This is a genomic window from Mucilaginibacter sp. P4_E8, from assembly GCF_056401495.1.
Window position 1 is genome coordinate 1 of record NZ_JBFUJG010000004.1, and the last position, 20,113, is coordinate 20,113.

The following is a 20,113-nucleotide window of genomic DNA, read 5'->3' on the forward strand; positions in this document are numbered from 1 at the left end:
CCTTTGTTATGGTAGCTAACGCAGGCTTTTTTGAAAACCCGCCAAAAATGTAACCGATTATAAATACCATACAGGTAACAAACAGTACCCGTATGATGATGATGAATCCAAATCCCATGATTATAAAATTTAATGGTTAAAAATTATTTGTATTTACTTAAAAGTTCCTGATCCTCTGTGATATCAGTAAAAACAGAAAAGCGGCTACACTTTATGAGGCTGTTTTTCATGGCCTGTTAGTTTTTTTAATACTATTTACAGGCAAAACTATAAGGCAGGATATTACCTTTTTTGGAGAGTAGACAAAGGCGGGAAGTGTAGCGACAAAAGGGGGAAGTATGGAAACTTAATGCTCGGGGCGATTCAGTATTTGAGCGATATTCTCCTTATATGATTCACTTACAGGGATTTCTTTTTCGCCTATGCAAACAAAATCGCGTTTTACGGTGGTAATTTTACGGGCGGCCACCAAAAAGGATTTATGGGTACGGATAAAGGCAGGCGCGGGAAGCTTCTCTTCGGCGGCTTTGATGGTCATGCGGGTAAGCACCGGCTTGGGCGATGATGACAGGTGGATCTTGATATAATCTTTTAGCCCCTCAATATAATCAATATCGGCTACTACAATTTTCACGAGGGTATACTCTACGTTCACGAAGAAATCTTCCTGCCCTTCGCTTATAGCCGACTTACTGTTTTGCTGCAGTTTAAATAGATCATTAGCACGGTTACAGGCCTTTAAAAAACGATCAAAGCCAAAGGGTTTCAATATGTAGTCAATCACGTTCAGGTTAAAACCTTCCAGCGCGTATTTTTCATAAGCGGTAACCAAAATTACCAGTGGTGGGTTATTTAGCGATTCCAGAAACTGCAGTCCGTTTAACCGGGGCATCTGTATATCCAGGAATATCAGGTCAACCTGTTCTGTTTGCAAAATCTCAATAGCTTCCAGTGGATTCTTACAGGCTTTCACCAAATGCAAAAAGGGTATCTGCCGGATGTTATCTTCCAGCAATTCCCTAACCAACTGTTCATCATCAACTATAATACAACGCATCATACAAGCTTCAAAGTTAAAGTAATGCTAAACAAATTGTTCTGATCATTTATGGTTAGCGTATAGCTGTCTTTATACAACAGGTTTAACCGCGACCGCACATTGCTCAACCCGATGCCAGAGCTTTCATCTTTGTTAACCAAAGGCTCATCCTCAAACTTATTCCGTACTTCAAATATCATCAGGCCTTGGTGTACTGATAATTCAATGTCAATCTGGGGTTGTTTATTATAACCTACCCCGTGTTTAAATGCATTTTCTACAAATGGGATCAACAGCATTGGTTCAATGGTATATTGATCATCCTCATTATCCAGCTCAATCCTGCTATTAACCTGCACATCGCTGCCAAAGCGGAGTTTCTGCAGTTCGATATAACTGCTCAGGTATTCAATTTCTTTTTGAAGGGCCACCTTTTTACCCTGGGCATCATAAAGCATATAGCGCATCAGATCTGACAGCATAATGAGGGATTGCTCCAGTTTATCTGACTTTTTGCGGGCCAGGGATACCAGGTTAGTCAACACATTAAACAAAAAATGCGGACTGATCTGTGAACGAAGGAATTTCAGTTCAGTTAATAGCTGCGCTGCCTGTTTTTCCTTTTGCTCCCGTTCGGAGCGAATGCTGTCGACTATTCTGCAATAAATGATACTGATGATAAAAACAGCAATGGACGGGGGGAAAACAAACTTATATACCGATGCATCCCTCATAATTTCTGGAAACCAGGCAGCCATGATATGATATTTTAACCAAAAAGACCCAAATACAAGCAGGGTACAACTTAAAATATAAAGGAACCAAAAACGCCTGTTATAAAATCTGGGGTACAGGTAAAAAACATTTATATAAAAAATGGCCATGTGGATAATGCCGGCCTCTGTAAAGAACAAACCGGGGATTGAACCTATTTTAAACCCACTTGCAGCAGTCGAAACAAAGTAGGGCAATAACAGTAGTACACCCCAAATAAGTACATGAAGTGTGATGCTGATATGCCGGGGCTTTATAATTACTTTCATTTAATGGTTTAAATACTATCGGTACATAAATTTAATAAAAGGATCTTTGGTTAGTGTGTTTACAGGTTTTTTAGTTTTTACCAGCCGGGTTTTACTGATCCAAAACTCCGCAAAGACAAGATGAATTACAAAGCCTATCCAAAAGCCAATACCAAAAAATTCATGAGGTGTTAAGCCTGTAAAACGACTGGTGGCGAAGAAAACACCATTGATGATCCTGATGGTTGCTACAGCCAGTCCTATGCTGTAAGCCCGGATTGCCCACTCGCGGTGTGTTGCAATTTTGCGTTGCAGTATTTGTTGAAAAGCCTTGAATAACGCGTATAGAAAGAACAAGGAAAAAAACACAGTTGCTGCGGCCTGGTTAAGCCCACCAATTGCCGGCATGGCAAAACTCATCACTAAACCGGTTATTCCTATCATGATGCCGCTTATCAAAAACAAACGGCCACCAATACGGTGCCACCAGGGATAACGGACACGAATATTTTGGGTAAACTGAAACGGCCCTGTAATAACAAAGATAGGGCCCGGAATAATGTGGATAAGCGTTAATACAGGATGATGCGCAAAAATATCATCCATCTGTGTAAACTTTGAAACTATAGCAGGTGCATGGTAGCCATTTATAAGCACCGGCACCAAAAGCAGCGTTCTGCGCACTACAATAACAAGCCCGATGAGTGATAAAAAGGCAACTGAGCCGTACAATGTTCTAATGTTTGATCTGGTCATTTCACACTAAATTAACTTGCATGCTTAAACATTCACGGTAAAACTACCTAAGCAAATGTTTATCACAGGGAAGAGTAGACCAAACAGGAAATTGTGTAGACCAAATGTGAGATCACGAAGATTTAATAATACTTAAGTCTTATTGTTTTTTCCGAATAACGGCCGTGGCTTCAATTTCAACTAAAATATCATTTCTGAAAAGTTTACTTACTTGTACAAGCGTACTGGCCGGCGGATGGCTGACATTTACAAATTTGTCCCTGATGTTGCGAATTACCTGCACCTGCGAAGCATCCAACATATAATAGTTGAGTTTTACCACATCATTCATAGAGCCACCTGCACTTTCAGCTATATTTTTGATGTTGGTGAACACTTGCTGAACTTGCTGGGCAAGGTCATTCTTACCTACCAGGTTTCCCTCTTTGTCAAACGCTACCTGGCCGGACATAATAACCATGATACTTTTGCCCAGATCAATAGTAACAGCCTGCGAATATCCTTTGGGTGTGCTTACTGAAGGTGGATTTATAAACGCTACATCCGGTGGGCTACTTTGTGCAAAACATGCTGAAGAAATGCATAAAAGGATCAAATAAAGGTGCTTTTTCATAATTGGTATGTTGTAATACAATTATAACAAATCATCCTTTCAGAATTGTATCGCCTTAGAAAAATCAATAAAACGGATTGATGCTTGTGTTTCAGTTACAACAATTAACAAATATGTCATTGCGAGCGTAGCGTGGCAACCGACCATAGGGAGCTCATTAATACAATAAAAACAAACACAAGATTAATAATCTCACCATACAGGTTGCACAAGCAAAGTTCGTTACTTGTCCTTTGAGATTGCTACGCTCGCAATGACATGCTTTATAAATCCAACCTATTTACCTTTTATGCTTTGCAGGCAGTTTACTTTGCCATCCATAGTGCTTGCGTAAACAGCATTATTAAAAGGCAATATACTGTTCATTAAACAGTTGGATACCTTGTATTTCCATAGAACACTGCCGCTTTTACGATCGACAGCATAGGCTGTACCCGAATGGATTGGTACGTAAATTACTCCCCGATCTTCTACTATAGCAGAAGGATCAAGCTCATAAGGTAACTGTAATGACGATTTCCAGGCAATTTGCAGGGTGTCGGCTTTTGTTGATATACCCAATAATTGACCATCCATCGTTTTGGCATATACCAATGCGCTATCTGTTGATAAACCCATTGATTCCCTTACCCTATTATGTGCTACCCGCGCACGCCACAGCACTTTGCCTGTTGATGCATCCAAAGAGGTCATATACTGATCTGGGGCTACAATAAATACCCGGCCATTGGTGGCAACGGGATAACATGCCGCAGGCGAAAACATCCGGTTGGATGAACCATTGCTCCATTTCCATACCAGTTTACCGGTGGCGAGGTCAAGCGCATAAAAATCATTGGCCCAGCAACCAAAATATATTTTATCCTGGTAGATCAAAGGTTTGGTTACCACAAAACCCTTTACCTGATCAAAATCCCACAATAATTTACCCGTAGCTAAATGCAGGGCACGAAAATGCCCGTCAGATGCACCTATGTAAACGATATCATTTTTTATTATTGGCGAAGCTATAACAGCTTTCTCAGCAGCCGCTTTCCAGATGAGTTTACCCGTAACTGCCGAAAGGCAATAGATATAATTGTCGGATGAACCGGCAACCACATAATTACCAGACACAAACGGGGTGGAATATATTTTACCACCAGTGGCATATGACCATACCTGCTTCCCATTGTTCCTGTTTAAAGCATATATCAAACCTTTTGTATCGGTCAAAACAAGTTTGTCCTTAGCTATGGCCATACCCGCTCCTATATCGCTTTGATCCTGATAGCTCCATAAGGCCTTTACCCCTGCCGGCTTTTTATTAACGGCATAGGAAGGGCGGTAATACTGTGCGGTATCTTTGTTAAAATGATGATCAAACAGCGCTGTTTCGGCCCATTTGCGGTTGGTTTGTATAACCGGTTTACGCTCTTCAAATGTGGCCTTACCATTTTCAAAAGTTACTATATTATATCCCCCAATGCTATCTTTGGCCCTTAAGTTGGAGCGCCCCATTACACCGGGGATGCCATCAAAAGCATAGGTATGGTTATTATGCCCATGGCCACATAAAATGAGCTGGATATTTTTCTGCTTCAGTTTATTAATTACGGTATACCAGTTATTTTGTGCGGAATCCTGCGGATAATGGTTCAAATACACAACCGGAGTTRCCGGTGGCGTATGATTTAATACCGAATCAAGCCAAACAATATTCTCTCGCGGAACCTGCCCCGGGCCCATCCGCATATTAGGGCCGGAGCTGGTGGCCGCGAAAAGATATCCGCCATAATTAAAAGCGAAGGTTTCTCCTCCAAAAACCTTTTTAAAGGTATTGCTCCCACTTTCAGACCAATTGGAATCATGGTTACCCGGAATAATGTACCACTTTTTATTCAGGCTATCCAGAATTTGCTTAGCCAGCTTTAGCTCATCATCTGCACCAAACTCTGTTATATCACCGGTAATTACAACAAATTTCAGTTCATTGTTAGCATTAATGTCTTTCACTGTTCTGCGCAGGTCCTCCGCCGCTGTTGCATTGCCTATATTGATATGGGTATCAGAAACAAACGCGAATTTGAACGACTGGGCTTTAGCAATGCCTATTGTTAATAATAGTGCTAATAAAAAGGAGGTTAATTTTTTATTATTAATGGAGATAGGCGATGTTGACATATATTATTTTTTTAGATCAATTAGGGCTGCTTTTGATGGCCAGCCTTCGTTTTTAAGCCTGTCAATAGCGGTAATTAAATATCTGTAGCGTGTTCCGCTTATTGCGGTAGTATCGGTGTAAGATCTCAGGGTTTTATCAAAACTTATCTTGATGATATGTTGAGGCCGATCAAGATCAACCTTTTCGCCTTTCTTAAACCTGTAAATAACATATCCATAAACACCCACCGGTCGTTTCCTTAAATATGACCACGTTAGCTGTACCTTGTTGTTCTGAGATAAAACATTTAAGCGTGCCGGAGCCTGTGGCACAGATTCGCCAAGCCATATCATTTGGGGCGGTAATGCCGGATACTGGTAAAATTCCATACGGAGAGAATCCTGAAACCCGGCTAAATTATCGGTAAGTGACTTCGAGCTGAAAAACACGCTGCCCTGTACCCGTGCATTTTTTCGTAGTTCGCGCATCTGGTTGGATAATTGTCTTTTATCGCGCCAACCCTCGCGGTTTTCCATAGCCCTGTACACTCCCTGACCAATGTATAAATGCTTGTTAAAAGTATTTTTACTCCACCAGTCTAACAGCTTTTCATATGGGGCCGCGGCATAATAAAAAGGAAAATAGATCTGCGGGTTTACATAATCTATCCAGCCGGAGCGTGTCCAGTTGCGGGCATCAGCAAACAATTTACTATATCCCGAAAACCCGGTTGACTGTGACCCGTTGGGATCGTCTTTAAGGTTACGCCATATACCAAACGGACTTATGCCAAATTTTACATATTTTTTTGCAGCATGGATACTATCAGACAGCACATGGATCAGGGTATCAACATTATGCCTGCGCCAGTTATCAATATCATCAAAGCCTTTGCCATATTGCGCATAGGTTGTAGTATCGGGCAGTTTATCCTTTCCGGGATACGGATAAAAATAATCATCAAAGTGTACGCCATCAATATCGTAATTGCGTACTACATCCATAATTACACTAATGATGTAACTGCGCACTTCGGGCAAGCCTGGATTAAAATACTTTTTACCGCCATAGGTAAAAAACCATTCAGGATGTGTGCGTGTAATGTGAGTTGCGCTGATGTTTGAATCGATCAGGTCGTTAGTTGCCCGGTACGGGTTAAACCAGGCGTGCAGCTCCATGGCGCGTTTGTGAGCCTCGTCAATTGCAAATTTAAGCGGATCATAAAAAAGCTGCGGTGCAAGCCCCTGTTTGCCGGCCAGGAACATGCTCCAGGGTTCGCGGCTTTTGGCATATAATGCATCGGCCGATGGTCTGATCTGTAACATAATGGCATTTACACCACTTTTTTGATGCTCATTTAAAATGTTTATGAGCTCTTGTTTTTGCACATCAGAACCTAAACCACGCTTTGAAGGCCAGTCGATATTTTGAACCGTAGCCACCCAAACTCCCCTAAACTCACGTTTAGGGTTAGTTTGTGCATTTACCAGCTGTGCAGCTATGCAAAAAAGACACAGAAAATAATAGTATAACCTCTTCATGCTCATGACCAATTTATAAAAGCCCCTTCCTGATAGAACAGGAAGGGGCTTTATGCTTCTTTGTTATTGCCAACCCGGATTTTGTTTCAGATCCACACCCTGATCCTTATACAATTTTATTTGATCTAAAGGTAAGGGACTTAAATAAACTTTAGGGTCATTAAATATCCTTTGTGTCTCGGCTTTTGTAGCGGGTACTACGTAACCCTGAGCCGCATTGTTTTGTGTGGCCACTGATAAAGTAGCGGGATAATCGGCCCTGTTGATCCATGCGCCTAAGTTAATATCAGGATTTCCCTGTGTATCCAGATACTGGTATTTTTTCCATTTTTTAAGGTCATCATTCCTGAAACCTTCCATCATCAGTTCGGTACGGCGCTCGCGGCGTATTTCCCATAATAAAGAGGAAACAGAAGGATCTCTTTTAGGATCATCATAAACTGCACCATTTACGGCCGGCAACCCACCCATTACCTGCAGATCGGGCAAGTTGATACCTGTACGCTTCCTTAGTTTGTTAATGGATACATCAAGGTCATTTTGTGTTAAAGTTCCCAGTTCGGCACTTGCTTCTGCGTAGTTTATCAGCACTTCGCCATAACGTATTACAGGGGCCTGGGTATCATTCAAATTACTGTTTCCATTGGTTAGGTCCTTAATATCCGCATTAAAGAATTTTAATACCGCATAACCTGATGATGAATAATTTGATACCACACCGTTAAGCCTTATTGCAGGTACAAAGGTAGCGCTAATGCGGGGGTCTCTGTCTGCCATAACATCGGCGATGGCCTTATCTCCTTTATAAAGCGGAGATATGCTAATAGGCAGCCCGTCTTTACATAAATAGGCTTCAAGGGCGTTTTTTGAAGCGCCGGTTTGCGGCTCTTTATTCACATAACTTTGCAGGCTATGCGTAAGTAACCCGGTTTGATATTTTCGGTATAAAATTATTTCGGGATTGGTTGAAAGGTCAAGTGAGTTGAATAGTTTTCTGTAATCAGGTGCAACCGAATAGCCTCCTTTGGTAATCACCTCATTAGCTGCCCATTTTGCTGCTGTAAGGTACTCCGTAGCTTTTGCAGCATTGTTAGCCTGGTATTTTTCCCAGTTGCCCTCAAACAAAAACACCCTCGACATAAATGCCAGCACAACATATCTGTTTACTAAAAGCCCCGGTGTTCCTGCTGTAGCATCAACAGGACGAACGTTGGCAGCCGCATAATTAAAATCAGCCAGTACGCTGTCCATTACTGTAGTACGCGGATCGCGCGTACGGTAAAGCTCTTTAGTGTCAGTTTCTGCAAGTACTTTGCCATACCATGGAAAATCGCCATATTTTTTCACTTTATTGGCAAATTCCAGTGCACGGAAAAAACGGCCAATACCTGTCCAATGTTTAATAGCTTCGTCAGGCATGGGTACTCTTTTAATACGGTCAATAAAAAGATTTTCCCGCCGAATATTTTTAAATGACCAGGCAGCATCTCCTGCATCAGTTGCGGGTACGTTTTTGGTAAAAGTTGTTGGGGTTGTAGGTGCAAAATCATCGTTTAAACTTTCGCCCGAAAAATATCCCCCCCAGCTTAGGTCAAAACCAGAAGCATAACCAGGAAAATAAGTAGGATAAAAGCCATAAGCAAAAGTTCTTACATTATTTTCGCTTGTCCAATACGTATCATCGGTTAGTTTATCGAGAGGTAATTTAGTTAGAAAATCATCGGTCTTTTTACATCCCCAAGAGATAAGGACTAAACCGAGCATTAAATATTTTAGCGTTTTCATAATTTCTTCTTTAATAAAATTAAAATGTCACCTGTAATCCTGCGGAATATGTTTTTCTGTACGGATAAACACGTCCGAAACCCGCACGGTCATTATCAATCTGTGTTTGCGAAAAATCAGTTTCCGGATCAATTGCAAGGTTTCCTAAATGGTCAAATGTTAATATATTTTCGCCGCTGAAGAAAACACGCAGTCTTTCAATCCCCAGTCGTCGGGTGACGCTCTTTGAGAATGAATAACCAAAGTTCAGATTCTTTAAGCGTAGGTAGGCCATATTCAGCAGGTACCTGGTTTGAGGCTGAAAGTCCCATTTGTCGGCAACTGCACCATAATCAGTTGGCCTTGGGTAATAGGCATTAGGATTAGCTTCTGTCCAGTAATCCATCTGATTGGAATACCAGCCTTCTGCTCCCCTGAACCCGGGGATAAAGACTGAGCCGCTTGCCCACAGATCGCGCTTGCCTACTCCTTGAAAATACACATTCAGATCAAAGCCCTTCCAATCGGCCCCCAATCTTAAACCGTATTGATAACGCGGAGTTGAGTTACCAATAATCTTTTTATCACCATGGTCATCAACAGTATTGCTGCCCTGATAAACTACACCATCGCCATTAAGATCTTTATATTTAACATCGCCCGGGCCAAAAAAGAATGAACCACTTTCCAGTTGACTTTGTGAAGCCACACCCTGCGCATATATATAATGCCCTGCAGCGTCCTTACCCGCAAAATCACTCGCTGTGAATAAACGATCTGTCTGATAACCCCATATTTCGCCCAATTTCATGCCTTCATAATACTTTGAATTCAGAGCAGCTATCGGGTCTGGAAGCTGCCTGTTTGTTTGAGCAAACTTGGTGATTGTTTCCTGCGCATCAGACATTGTTGCTGTTGCACTAAAATGAAACCCGCCAGAAAAAGTATGGTTATAATCAATGGCTAACTCCCATCCTTTACCCTGCAATTCGCCAAAATTACGTAATGGAGCGGCAGTACCAAATGAGCTTGGAAGTGTTACACCCTGACTGATCATATTGCTGGTGGTTCTGTTATAAACATCAAATGTTAATCCAAGCTCATCATTCAAAAAACGCGCATCTAAGCCGATATCCGCCGTTCTGATAGTTTCCCAGGTTAAAATAGGAGAAAGTGCACCTGGTGTACCTATAGTAACAGCATTACCTGATGGCAATAGCCAGTTTGAATTTTGCCCTAAATAATTTATTAAGAATAAACTTGTACCTGCCGGTGAATTACCTACTATAGACTGATTACCTACCGAGCCATAAGACCCTCTTATTTTCAAGAATGACAGAAACCCTTTACTCCAGTCCATATATGATTCTTTGGTAAGCACATAACCTGCCGAAGCTGATGGAAAGAAACCATACAAATCGTTAACCGGAAAGCGTGATGAACCATCAATACGTCCATTCAATTCTAACAGATACTTGTCTTTGTAGGCATAGTTAATACGGCCAAAATAACCCAGAGTTGAATAATGAGCATCGGATCCGGTTACAAATTGATCGCCGGTAGCCAACGGAATTTCGCCAAAATCAGGATCAAGTAAATTCCTCCTCTCCGACGACTGACTTGTGTTTTGATTAAGTTCTATATCACCACCCAAAATAAATTTAAGCGAATGATCGCCTATATTTTTATTATAGGTAGCAAATAATTTACCTGTGTTTACTGTCGACCAATAAGAGTAATACCGCGCCTTATTGTAAGAAGCACTTTGATAACCGGTATAATTTAACGCGGTTCCGTTAAATGACCAGAAATCATAAGCCATAGTGTTGCCACCGGTTTGGTGTAAATGCTCATTAGTGCCTGAGTAAGTATAATCAGCATCAAGGGTTAAGCCCGGAATTATTTTAATGGTACCCCCTACCGAAATTCTCGACAGGTTATTTTTATCCTGATCCATTTTTGCCTGCTGAACCTCGGTTACAGCACTGCGGAATGGCAATCCGTTGAAAGTACCATACGGATAGTTGGCCGGCCAGCGATACAAGTAATAATAAGGACCGTACTGTGTACCCGAGAAAATGAAAGGGGTAGACGTTAACGTATTGGAGAATATAACCTTAGCGCGTGCATCCAGCCATTTAGTTGGGCTTGCACCTACACCTAATGAAAAGTTATAACGATCAAATTTATCCGGATTTACTTTTAGTACACCGTCCTGGTTAAGGTAACCTAACCCTACGTTGTAATTTATTTTTTCGCTGCCACCACTTATACCAACATTGTGTGATTGCTGCGGGGTCCAGTCTTTCAAATACATTTTGCCGGCATCCCATGAACGGTAAAAGTATAATTTACCACCAAGGATGTCAAAATCACGGCCCTGTACCATTTCGGGACTTAGGTTTTGACCGCCGTATTGGGTTTCCCAGTCGCGCATTTTTTGTATGGATGCAGCATCAACAGAATAACCGATAATACTGAAACTGGATGTGTTGGGGTTAAATCGCTGCAGTGCCAGTAATGAAGCCTGTGAGTTATCTGCCGCGGGTGCCAATTTTATCTGGTTTGTTGGGGATGACCATGCAAAATTGTTAGAATAGGTTATTCTGTTGGTACCGTTACGTTTACCTGTTTTGGTGGTAACTAATATTACCCCAAAGGCCGCTCTTGTACCATATATAGAAGCCGAAGCCGCATCTTTCAACACCGATATAGATTCAATATCATCAGGGTTAAGCAATTGCAAACTGGGGATCTCTACGTTATCAACCAATATTAAAGGTGCCGCTCCGGCTGCACCTGTATTAATTGAACCAACTAATCCCCGCAACCTTATTTTAGGGTCAGTTCCCAGGTCGCCTGTAGCGGTGGTAATGGTTAAACCCGGAACAACGCCCTGCAATCCCCGCGCAACATCGGTAATGGGCCGCGACTGCAAAACTTTGGTGTCCACCGTGGCAACCGCACCGGTTAAGTTGGCCCGCTTTTGCGTTCCGTAACCAACCACCACTACTTCATTTAATGATTTGGTATCGGCACCAAGTTTAACGTTAATGGTGCTGGCGTTTACAGATACTTCTTGTGTAGCAAAACTTATAAAACTAAATACAAGTACCTGGCCATTAGCGGCGCTAATTGAATAAGAACCGTTCACATCGGTAACAGTACCATCAGAAGTTCCTTTTATTTTAATTGAAACCCCTGGTAATACACTTCCATCATCTGCAGAAGTCACTTTTCCGCTAATTGTTTTTTGCTGGGCCATTACCTGTACCGACAAAAACAAAAAAGCCAGAAACGTTTTAAGTAGCTTTTTTTCCATAATTGTTCATTTAAATGTTCAGTTAAACCTTATTAGTTTGATATTATATAGTATGTTGAGCGTGCTGGTATGATTAAGGATAAAGCAGATATTGTTGACGCATTTTTTTTAATTGAGATAGTTTGGGCTCCCAGCTTTTTCTTATCTCGCGTTCGGTTTTACCGGCTATAATTTGTTCTTTTAACTCGGTTGTGCCGGCCAGCTTATCAAAATTCCCTATCTGCTTGCTTTGCTTAAAGTCGAAAAAACGGTCTTCGTATGGGTAGGCCTTATACATTTCAATTAACCAACCGAGGTTTACGCGTTTGCTTTTGACCAATTTTTGGATATCGTAATTCCTCAGATCGAGGCCGTAACAAGCTTCATTTTGAAACAGAGGTGTTTCGCTCATGCCCTTAATGCCTATGGGCGTAAACGTGAAATCGTATTTTCCTTTCAGATCGGGATTGCCCAGTACACAGAACGGAAAATAAGTACCCCGGCCCTGGCTTATAATAGTGCCTTCAAACAGGCATAAGGAAGGATATAGTAAAATGGATTGCTGGGTGTTTAAATTAGGAGAGGGATGTACCGGGAGCGTGTAAAGCATACTGTGCTTATAATTGGCTACCGGGATAATTTTAAGCCGGCATTTTACGCCTCCGGCCAGCCAGCCTTCGCCATTGATCATTCGGGCGTATTCACCTACCGTCATGCCGTGAGCAATAGGCACCGGATGAAAACCGATGCCCGATTTTAGTTTCATATCAAGCACAGGCCCATCAACCATATACCCGTTGGGGTTAGGCCTGTCAAGAATTAATAATTCTTTATCATTTTCGGCACAGGCTTCCATAACCCGGTGCAGGGTAGCCAGGTAAGTGTAATACCTTGCTCCTACGTCCTGCAGATCGTAGATCATCAGATCAATATCGGCAAGGTCCTGGGGACTTGGTTTGCCGGTTTTTCCGTATAATGACACTACCTGTATTCCGGTTTTTGGATCAACACTATCGTCAACCTTTGCACCATTACTTGCGTCGCCTCTAAAGCCATGTTCAGGTCCAAATATCTTTACTATGTTAACCCCTAAAGCTTTAAGACTGTCAACACTTGCATTATTGCCAATTCGAGATGATGGATTAACCACCATACCTATCCGTTTTCCTTTTAAATAAGGAAGGTATTTTTCGGTTTGATCAGCCCCGGTAACGATCTCTTTTTTGTGAGATGCAGGTAAGTTCGAGGAATGACCGGGTTGATGCCGAACCCCTACCCATCCGGCCAGGATCAGCATAAGTAAGGAAAGCATTGCTATTTTCATTTTGATATAACTTTATGTCTTAGTTTCTTTTAACCAATACCACGTTCGCTACTTTTCGCTGCCCCTTGTGATCCCACTTTCCATTATCAGAGGGATAGTTCACCACACCCTGATCTTTTACCCATAATGTTGTTGAGCCCCCACCGTCCATATTTACACCATCACGGCAATGCAGCCAGTGCAGGATCTTACTGAGTTCAAACAGGCTCACTCCTTTTGAATTTGCATCCCTGCCATCTACCGTGATCAATAAAATCCTGTTATTATCAGTAATAGCTATAGCCGATCGCGGGTGGCGGGTGATACTAAAACTGTTTGAATCAACCTTAACCTGCAGGTCGTTATGCAACAGCAGCGGACCGGTTAACATTACATCCTGACCATCCAGTTTTTTCTCCCAATCCTGGCTGCCATCCCACTGATCAATGTGCAGCTCACCATCTTTTATAACTAAAGCTGCCTGCTGATGCCTTGCCCTGGTATTATTTTTTTCCAGATGATTTTCGTTTATAATTTGGCCTCCTGCACGGATAAAATCCACAGAACCGCCGTTTTTCACATCAAAAAAAGTCCCATTAATGGCAGCAAGTGCTTGATTTTGGCTACCAAAATCGCTGGTAACCCTTTTTATTTTGGCCTCATAAGCTATGCTTAGTTTATTGCTACGCCTGGTCTTAACTTCCAGGATGGATATAAACTGGTTGGATTTAAATAATGAATTGCCCCTGAACCACGCTTGCTTTAAATGGATGCCGGGAGCTATGCGCTTTGTTTCCCACTCGGCCCTTTTGAAATTTATAGAATCTGTTTGTGCAAACACTACACCTGCGTTAAGCATGAATACCAGCAATAGTGTGATTAAACGCATACGGTTATTTTGAAGGCTTAGAGTAATAAATTCAATCTGCTTAAAAACGCACAAACATGCAAACGCCTGAACGCCTGTGCTCAAATATATGCAATAACAAAATTAAAATATCAAACTTATGCGTTATTTAATTTAATACCGCATAAAACCGCATAAAATAACATAGCAAAATGCGGCCTTTCCCTTATGGTTTTCAAAGAAAAGAGCTATTGTAACATTCTTGTTAACACAAAAAACTTAGGGAAGCAGGTTGCTGATCAGGGCAATATCAAAGGACATTTAAAACATTAGCATAAGGAGATAACATTTGTTCGATGGGGTCAATGTCGGTAATTAAATAGTTGATGGCGTTTACATTGCAAACCTTCATTTTCTCATCAGAATTCAGCTTTTCGGCAATACTTACAATGGCCGTTTTATTAGCAGATTTGATCATGGCCTTTTTAACCTGTACAACCTCCCAAACAGAATCGGTAATACCGTTCTCCAGCGAAATAGCATTGGTGCCTAAAAAACAAAGATCAACTTTAATATCAGCCAATTGATTGATCACCATTGAACCGGTAACTATATAAGAGTCATGCAATAAACTCCCTCCAAGTAATATCACCTCGCAATCTGAGTATTCAATAAGTTCCATGGCTACCACCGGACTTACTGTAAAAAAAGTACAACGCCGATCTTTAGGCACCAGCCGGGCCATTTCAATTATAGTTGTACCACCACCTAAAAGCACAATCATCCCATCATTAATAAGCGTTAGCGCTTTTTTGGCTATTTGCTTTTTAGCTTCCTGGGCATAGGTTTCTTTTATACCCGTGGTATGCGAAAATGATTTTGACATAGCTCCCCCATATACCTTCTTTATCTTCGCACTACTTGCCAGATCATTCAGATCGCGCCTGATGGTATCTTCCGATACATTTAGTTTAACACATAGGTCTGAGGATAATACCTTATTATGCAGGTTTATCTGCTTCATGATAAAGTTTTGTCTTTCTTCTTTTAACATAGCCTATTAATTGGAGGAGTCAGTCGGGGTTAATTTATTGTAATTATATTAAAATGTAATGGATAACGAATATTTTGATGTAAAAGACATCCATGTATATAAAATAGTTGCATGAAGCATTCCAAAGAAAAGCTGCCATAACAAATCCGGGGCATAGCCCAATGACTATACCCCGGATAAATAGGTAATACCTGCGATTATACTATTGGTATAAAGCGCTTATTTTTTGAATATCGATCTTTTTATTTGGAGAGAATTTGTCGCCATCCATATAACTTTTAAGACTGTATAATAGCTGTCGTGCTTCGGGGCGCTTGTCCAGATCAGACTGCAGGTCGATACCCGATACGATCAGCTTACCGTTTCCGGCCTGGCATTCAAAAATTAAACCCAGAGGCCTTGCGGTAACCCAATCATCAATAACCCTTACAATTGGCTGCAAATCATTTGCCACCGAATCAAGCCGAATAGCGTTGGAATGCGACATGGCATCCCACCATTGCCAGTTACTATAGCTTTGTGTAGGAAACTCTTTTAAAGCCGGATGCTGAGGATTGCATAAAATACCTAATGTTACCGGTGGCTGGCTTTTAGTCCAGGCCGTGTTCCAGAATATACTTGAAAATCCGATAGCGATATCGCCTCCCTTATCTTTTTTAAGCTGCCCTTTTTCAAGCGTTAGCAGCACCTTTCCGCCTTTGTTTAACAATTCAATAGCTTTGTTATCAAGCGTATTAGTAACCATGATCTCCTGGCTAACCTGGGGCAAGGTAGCCGGATATACAAATATATCCCACGAGTTTTCATGACCGGCAACCGAAACTGTTAATGTGAGTTTAGAAGGCTTTGTTACCAAAGTTAAGGGTTGATTAATTACGCCCAGCTTTATTCCGTTACCAAAGGATATTTTAGTGCGCTCCAATTCGCCTTTAAATAAAACATCACCGGCGTCATTCTTTATATTCCAATTCGGTGTTACGTCTATTAACTCCCGCGGACCAAATTGTGCCATTTCAATTGGAGCTGTTAGTACTTCATTATTAAGATAAACCATTTTTGACAAACGGGCCAATGGAACAACCGCGTTGCAAAATTTGCTATATTCTTTTCCTGTGATATACCCTTTATCGCCCCAAAACGGATTAAGTACCCCTACTAAAGCTGTGCCTTGCCCCGGAAAATCATTTAAGCCCAATAATTGAAAACCACCAAAACCCGGTGTGCGTAAAGCGGCTTCTATATCGGCCTTATAACACAAAGCCTGCAGTTTTCCTGATGCAGACAAGAAGTCTTCGGCCAAATTGCCCATGCCATGCTTTACCAGTATATCCTTAAAAATCTCGAAATTCTTTGCTTTTAATACGCCATCATATTGGGCTATCTCTTTAAAATCAGGGTAAACACACCATTGGCCAATTTCGTGGCTTACGGTTGGGTGCTGCCACTTTTTAATAATATCGGCCCAATCATAACTTGCACTTGGCGCCTTGCTGTTTATGATACTTTTTAGTCCCTCTTCCCATTGCTGGATACGCGGGGCTGGGGTACTGTTATAATCACTTTCGCTAACAATGGGCCAGCCCGAGCCTGTTGTATACAACCGCCGGGGGTCTTTCTTTTTCCAATAGTTCACAAAATCTGTGAGGTATTTAACCTGATTTTTACCGGCAGGCTCATTGCCATAGTCCATCAGGCAAAAAGATGGGTGGTTCCCGTATGCTTTTACAATCCTGTTACTTTCGTCATAAATGTACTGATCCAGTGGTTTTCCATCGCCAATGGTGGCGCCCTGGTTGGCCCAAGAGGCACATTCAATCTGGAAATAAAAGCCTGAACGGTCGGCCGCTTCAAAAGCAGCATCAGGCGGGCACCAGGAATGAAAACGTAAGTGATTTAATCCGTATGATTTGCAAATATTTAAGATCCGCATCCATGATGCTACATCAGTTGGTGGAAAACCTGTTTTAGGATAAGCCGCACATTCCAGCGTTCCCCTAAGAAACGTAAGTTGACCATTAATGGTAAATTGTGTACCGCGGGTCGAAAAATCACGCATCCCAAACGTTACAGATCGCTCGTCCCGGCCACTTTTGTCAGTAGCCAGACTGATCTTCATTTTATAAATATCAGGCGTAAATTCGCTCCATAACAATGGGGTTTTTCCCATTGGATAGGTCATTTCGATAATTGTACTTTTTGCTATGGCAAGCTTTTTAGCTACGGTTTTTAGCCCCTGGGGAGATTTTGATGTGGCTAACAAATTCACCGTAACGTTGGCTGCCTTACCTGTGGTATTGTTGATCTGTATGCGGGCTACAACCTGTTTGTTCTTTATATCAGGGTACAGTTGCACATCGTCAATATATACAAGTGGTTTGGTCTCCAAAAACAGTTGCCCTATCATGCCATTCCAATTGCTTTGAGTGTGATCAGAAATGCTGTGCGAATTTTGCCCCACATTGAAATCCTTAACCCGGTTATCAACCCGGATAGTTATTTGGTGCTGCCCCGGTGATAATGTGTTGGAGAGGTCAAAAACCTGAGCGGTTGAAAGGCTGTTTTGCATTCCAATTTGTTTACCATCCACCCAAACGGTTGTTTCCCAATGGCTTCTTTCAATATATAGCTCAACGTGTTTTTTATACCATGATGCCGGCACATCAACTTTTTTTTGATACCAGGCCGCCCCTTTGTAATATTTAACCGGCTGGAGCCAGAACGGTACCTTGACGTTCCCTGGCTTGCGGTATTGTGCATACTCCGGACTACGAAACCAGGTGGAATCTTCGATGCTGCCCGTCCAGGGGGTATGCACGGTAATATCATTTCCCTTGCCATTGGTAGTCATCGAACCCGGAAGAGTAACTTTATCCTTTAAGGTGTTTGCATACCACTTTTGCGTTACTCCTTCATCCAGCGAGTCGGTTTGAAACGCCCAATCACCTGAAAGATCTATCTTTTTACCTGCGCTTACCGGTGTTTTTTTTGACTGCGCATTGGCAATGGTTATACATGTAAACTGCAAAAATGCAATTAACAAAAGCGAGCTTAATTTTTTCATATAAATAGCGAAATTAGCATAGATCAGTGATCTGTTTAAGTGCTTACAGATATTAGCCAACCGGTTAAATTAACAGGATGATCTGATTGCTGTTCGTAAAACAACAGCAATCAGATCATAAAAATGAAAAGCAATTCAGGCTTTTACCAATTGGAATTTTGTTTCATTTGTGGGTTACTGTTGATCTCATTTTGCGGGATCGGGAAATAATCATACTTGCCGGCCACAAAAAATTGCTTACCTATTTTATCACTATTGGCGATCTCCTGTGCCAGTTTACCCCAGCGTTTCAGATCATAAAAGCGTTGGTTTTCACGGGCAAATTCAATCATCCGCTGGTGCATAATCTCGGCCATCATCTGGTCAGGGCTATAGCCACCGGGCAGGTTGGCAAGTTTTGCCCTGTCCCTTATTTGTTTTACGTAAGGATATGCGTCCTGCACTTTTCCCTGCATGGTTAAAGACTCGGCCAGCAGTAATAGCACATCCGCATAGCGTAAGGCCCTTTCATTATTGCTTGAGGCATAATTAGATGCACCGCTTGATCCTGTGAGCTCGTTAACCTGGTCGTAATTCTGATATTTTTTGAACATGGAATGGTAACCAAACACCAGTGCAAAACTGCTAAACGGTTTCCTGTAAAAAGTAGCTCCGGGGTAATCCCAAATTAAGGTAGCATACATCCTTGGATCAAAATCATTGGCGGTTGTTTTTTCCTTCTTAAACTCGTTAAAAAGTTTATCTGTAGGGCTCACCTCAAACCATCCGCTTACTTCAGATGGTGCAAACTCTTGCGCTGTAGTAACTCCTAAAGCCTGATTCGCGTTTTCACCTGCCCACGGATTGGTTCCGCCAACATCTGCCAGCTGAATTTCAAAAACAGATTCCTGGTTGTTCTTTTTAGCGGCGACAAAATTATCACCATAATCAGGCATCAACTGGTATGACATGGTTGTTACCTGTTTCAGAGCAGTTTCAGCGTTGGCCCAGGCTTTGGTGTAAACGTAGGCTTTGCCAAGATATGCCAGTGCAGCGCCTTTGGTTGCCCTGCCTATCCATTGGGATGGGTAAGAAGCCGGCAGATCGGCGCCAGCCGCGGTAAAATCTATAATTACCTGCTTCCAGATATCGGCTTCGGGAGATTTGGCTGTAAAATATTGCTCGGTATTTGCCGGAACAGTTAGAATTAAGGGCGCATCGCCAAAGTTTATGGCCAGGATAAAATAGTTTAGGCCGCGTAAAAACTTTGCTTCGGCTATATAAGCCTTTTTAGCGTTTGCATCTAAAGTAGTAACCTTATCAATATTGGTCAATATTTGATTTGCCCTGAAAATAGCCCGGTACGATGTGTTCCACAAGTCATTGGCAGGCCCATTATCGGCTGTATTGGTAAATGTCGACAGTTTGTATAAGTCGGCAACATCATTCCTGATAAAAAAGTCATCACCACGACCATTACCCAGCTCAATACCTCTTACGCCATAAAAACCGCCGTTTACATCCCTCAGTAAGCCATAAGTAGCAGCAAAGGCGCTTTGCACATCGGTTTCGGTTTTCCAGAAAGTTGCTGTAGTTATCTGATTGGGATTTTGAAGTTCTAATGTGCTTTTTTTACAGCTGCAAACCATAGCAGCTATACAAAATATGATTATTAAATTTTTCATAATTT

Annotated in this window: 13 protein-coding genes; all 13 read right to left on the reverse strand. The window is 41.8% G+C overall.

Going from position 1 to position 20,113, the window contains the following annotated elements; genetic code table 11:
• Positions 1-346: 346 nt before the first annotated feature.
• A complete protein-coding gene (locus AC1DRQ_RS02855) occupies positions 347-1,060 on the reverse strand; it encodes a LytR/AlgR family response regulator transcription factor (protein WP_477422106.1) in 714 nt (237 codons plus the stop codon).
• A complete protein-coding gene (locus AC1DRQ_RS02860; protein ID WP_477422107.1) occupies positions 1,057-2,082 on the reverse strand; it encodes a sensor histidine kinase in 1,026 nt (341 codons plus the stop codon). The genes AC1DRQ_RS02855 and AC1DRQ_RS02860 overlap by 4 nt, the downstream gene beginning before the upstream one ends.
• 15 nt (positions 2,083-2,097) lie before the next feature.
• Complete coding sequence (locus tag AC1DRQ_RS02865) at positions 2,098-2,817, reverse strand: DUF2306 domain-containing protein (protein ID WP_477422108.1); 720 nt, start codon at positions 2,815-2,817, stop codon at positions 2,098-2,100.
• Between the two features lie 139 nt (positions 2,818-2,956).
• The gene (locus AC1DRQ_RS02870; protein WP_477422110.1) at positions 2,957-3,430 is read right to left on the reverse strand and encodes a RidA family protein; all 474 of its coding nucleotides are present in this window, start codon (positions 3,428-3,430) and stop codon (positions 2,957-2,959) included.
• Between the two features lie 276 nt (positions 3,431-3,706).
• Positions 3,707-5,593, reverse strand: a complete 1,887-nt coding sequence (locus AC1DRQ_RS02875; protein WP_477422111.1) for an outer membrane protein assembly factor BamB family protein — start codon at positions 5,591-5,593, stop codon at positions 3,707-3,709.
• A 3-nt stretch (positions 5,594-5,596) separates the two neighbouring features.
• Complete coding sequence (locus AC1DRQ_RS02880) at positions 5,597-7,114, reverse strand: glycoside hydrolase family 10-like protein (RefSeq protein ID WP_477422112.1); 1,518 nt, start codon at positions 7,112-7,114, stop codon at positions 5,597-5,599.
• Between the two features lie 63 nt (positions 7,115-7,177).
• Positions 7,178-8,899 (reverse strand): RagB/SusD family nutrient uptake outer membrane protein, encoded by a 1,722-nt coding sequence (locus tag AC1DRQ_RS02885; protein ID WP_477422113.1) that lies wholly within the window; start codon positions 8,897-8,899, stop codon positions 7,178-7,180.
• Positions 8,900-8,918: 19 nt separating this feature from the next.
• Positions 8,919-12,200 (reverse strand): SusC/RagA family TonB-linked outer membrane protein, encoded by a 3,282-nt coding sequence (locus AC1DRQ_RS02890; protein ID WP_477422114.1) that lies wholly within the window; start codon positions 12,198-12,200, stop codon positions 8,919-8,921.
• A gap of 73 nt (positions 12,201-12,273) precedes the next feature.
• On the reverse strand, positions 12,274-13,503 hold the full coding sequence (locus AC1DRQ_RS02895; protein WP_477422115.1) for an exo-beta-N-acetylmuramidase NamZ family protein: 1,230 nt from the start codon (positions 13,501-13,503) through the stop codon (positions 12,274-12,276).
• Positions 13,504-13,522: 19 nt separating this feature from the next.
• On the reverse strand, positions 13,523-14,371 hold the full coding sequence (locus tag AC1DRQ_RS02900) for a phosphodiester glycosidase family protein (protein ID WP_477422116.1): 849 nt from the start codon (positions 14,369-14,371) through the stop codon (positions 13,523-13,525).
• A 268-nt stretch (positions 14,372-14,639) separates the two neighbouring features.
• Positions 14,640-15,383, reverse strand: a complete 744-nt coding sequence (locus tag AC1DRQ_RS02905) for a DeoR/GlpR family DNA-binding transcription regulator (RefSeq protein ID WP_477422117.1) — start codon at positions 15,381-15,383, stop codon at positions 14,640-14,642.
• A gap of 202 nt (positions 15,384-15,585) precedes the next feature.
• Complete coding sequence (locus tag AC1DRQ_RS02910; RefSeq protein ID WP_477422118.1) at positions 15,586-18,444, reverse strand: sugar-binding domain-containing protein; 2,859 nt, start codon at positions 18,442-18,444, stop codon at positions 15,586-15,588.
• 143 nt (positions 18,445-18,587) lie between these two features.
• On the reverse strand, positions 18,588-20,108 hold the full coding sequence (locus AC1DRQ_RS02915) for a RagB/SusD family nutrient uptake outer membrane protein (RefSeq protein WP_477422119.1): 1,521 nt from the start codon (positions 20,106-20,108) through the stop codon (positions 18,588-18,590).
• Positions 20,109-20,113: the final 5 nt, after the last annotated feature.

Excerpts from the sequence above, each read along its gene's own strand:
- AC1DRQ_RS02855 (WP_477422106.1), bottom strand. The coding sequence starts at position 1,060 with ATGATGCGTTGTATTATAGTTGATGATGAACAGTTGGTTAGGGAATTG.
- AC1DRQ_RS02860 (WP_477422107.1), bottom strand. The coding sequence starts at position 2,082 with ATGAAAGTAATTATAAAGCCCCGGCATATCAGCATCACACTTCATGTA.
- AC1DRQ_RS02865 (WP_477422108.1), bottom strand. The coding sequence starts at position 2,817 with ATGACCAGATCAAACATTAGAACATTGTACGGCTCAGTTGCCTTTTTA.
- AC1DRQ_RS02870 (WP_477422110.1), bottom strand. The coding sequence starts at position 3,430 with ATGAAAAAGCACCTTTATTTGATCCTTTTATGCATTTCTTCAGCATGT.
- AC1DRQ_RS02880 (WP_477422112.1), bottom strand. The coding sequence starts at position 7,114 with ATGAAGAGGTTATACTATTATTTTCTGTGTCTTTTTTGCATAGCTGCA.
- AC1DRQ_RS02885 (WP_477422113.1), bottom strand. The coding sequence starts at position 8,899 with ATGAAAACGCTAAAATATTTAATGCTCGGTTTAGTCCTTATCTCTTGG.
- AC1DRQ_RS02890 (WP_477422114.1), bottom strand. The coding sequence starts at position 12,200 with ATGGAAAAAAAGCTACTTAAAACGTTTCTGGCTTTTTTGTTTTTGTCG.
- AC1DRQ_RS02895 (WP_477422115.1), bottom strand. The coding sequence starts at position 13,503 with ATGAAAATAGCAATGCTTTCCTTACTTATGCTGATCCTGGCCGGATGG.
- AC1DRQ_RS02900 (WP_477422116.1), bottom strand. The coding sequence starts at position 14,371 with ATGCGTTTAATCACACTATTGCTGGTATTCATGCTTAACGCAGGTGTA.
- AC1DRQ_RS02905 (WP_477422117.1), bottom strand. The coding sequence starts at position 15,383 with ATGTTAAAAGAAGAAAGACAAAACTTTATCATGAAGCAGATAAACCTG.
- AC1DRQ_RS02910 (WP_477422118.1), bottom strand. The coding sequence starts at position 18,444 with ATGAAAAAATTAAGCTCGCTTTTGTTAATTGCATTTTTGCAGTTTACA.
- AC1DRQ_RS02915 (WP_477422119.1), bottom strand. The coding sequence starts at position 20,108 with ATGAAAAATTTAATAATCATATTTTGTATAGCTGCTATGGTTTGCAGC.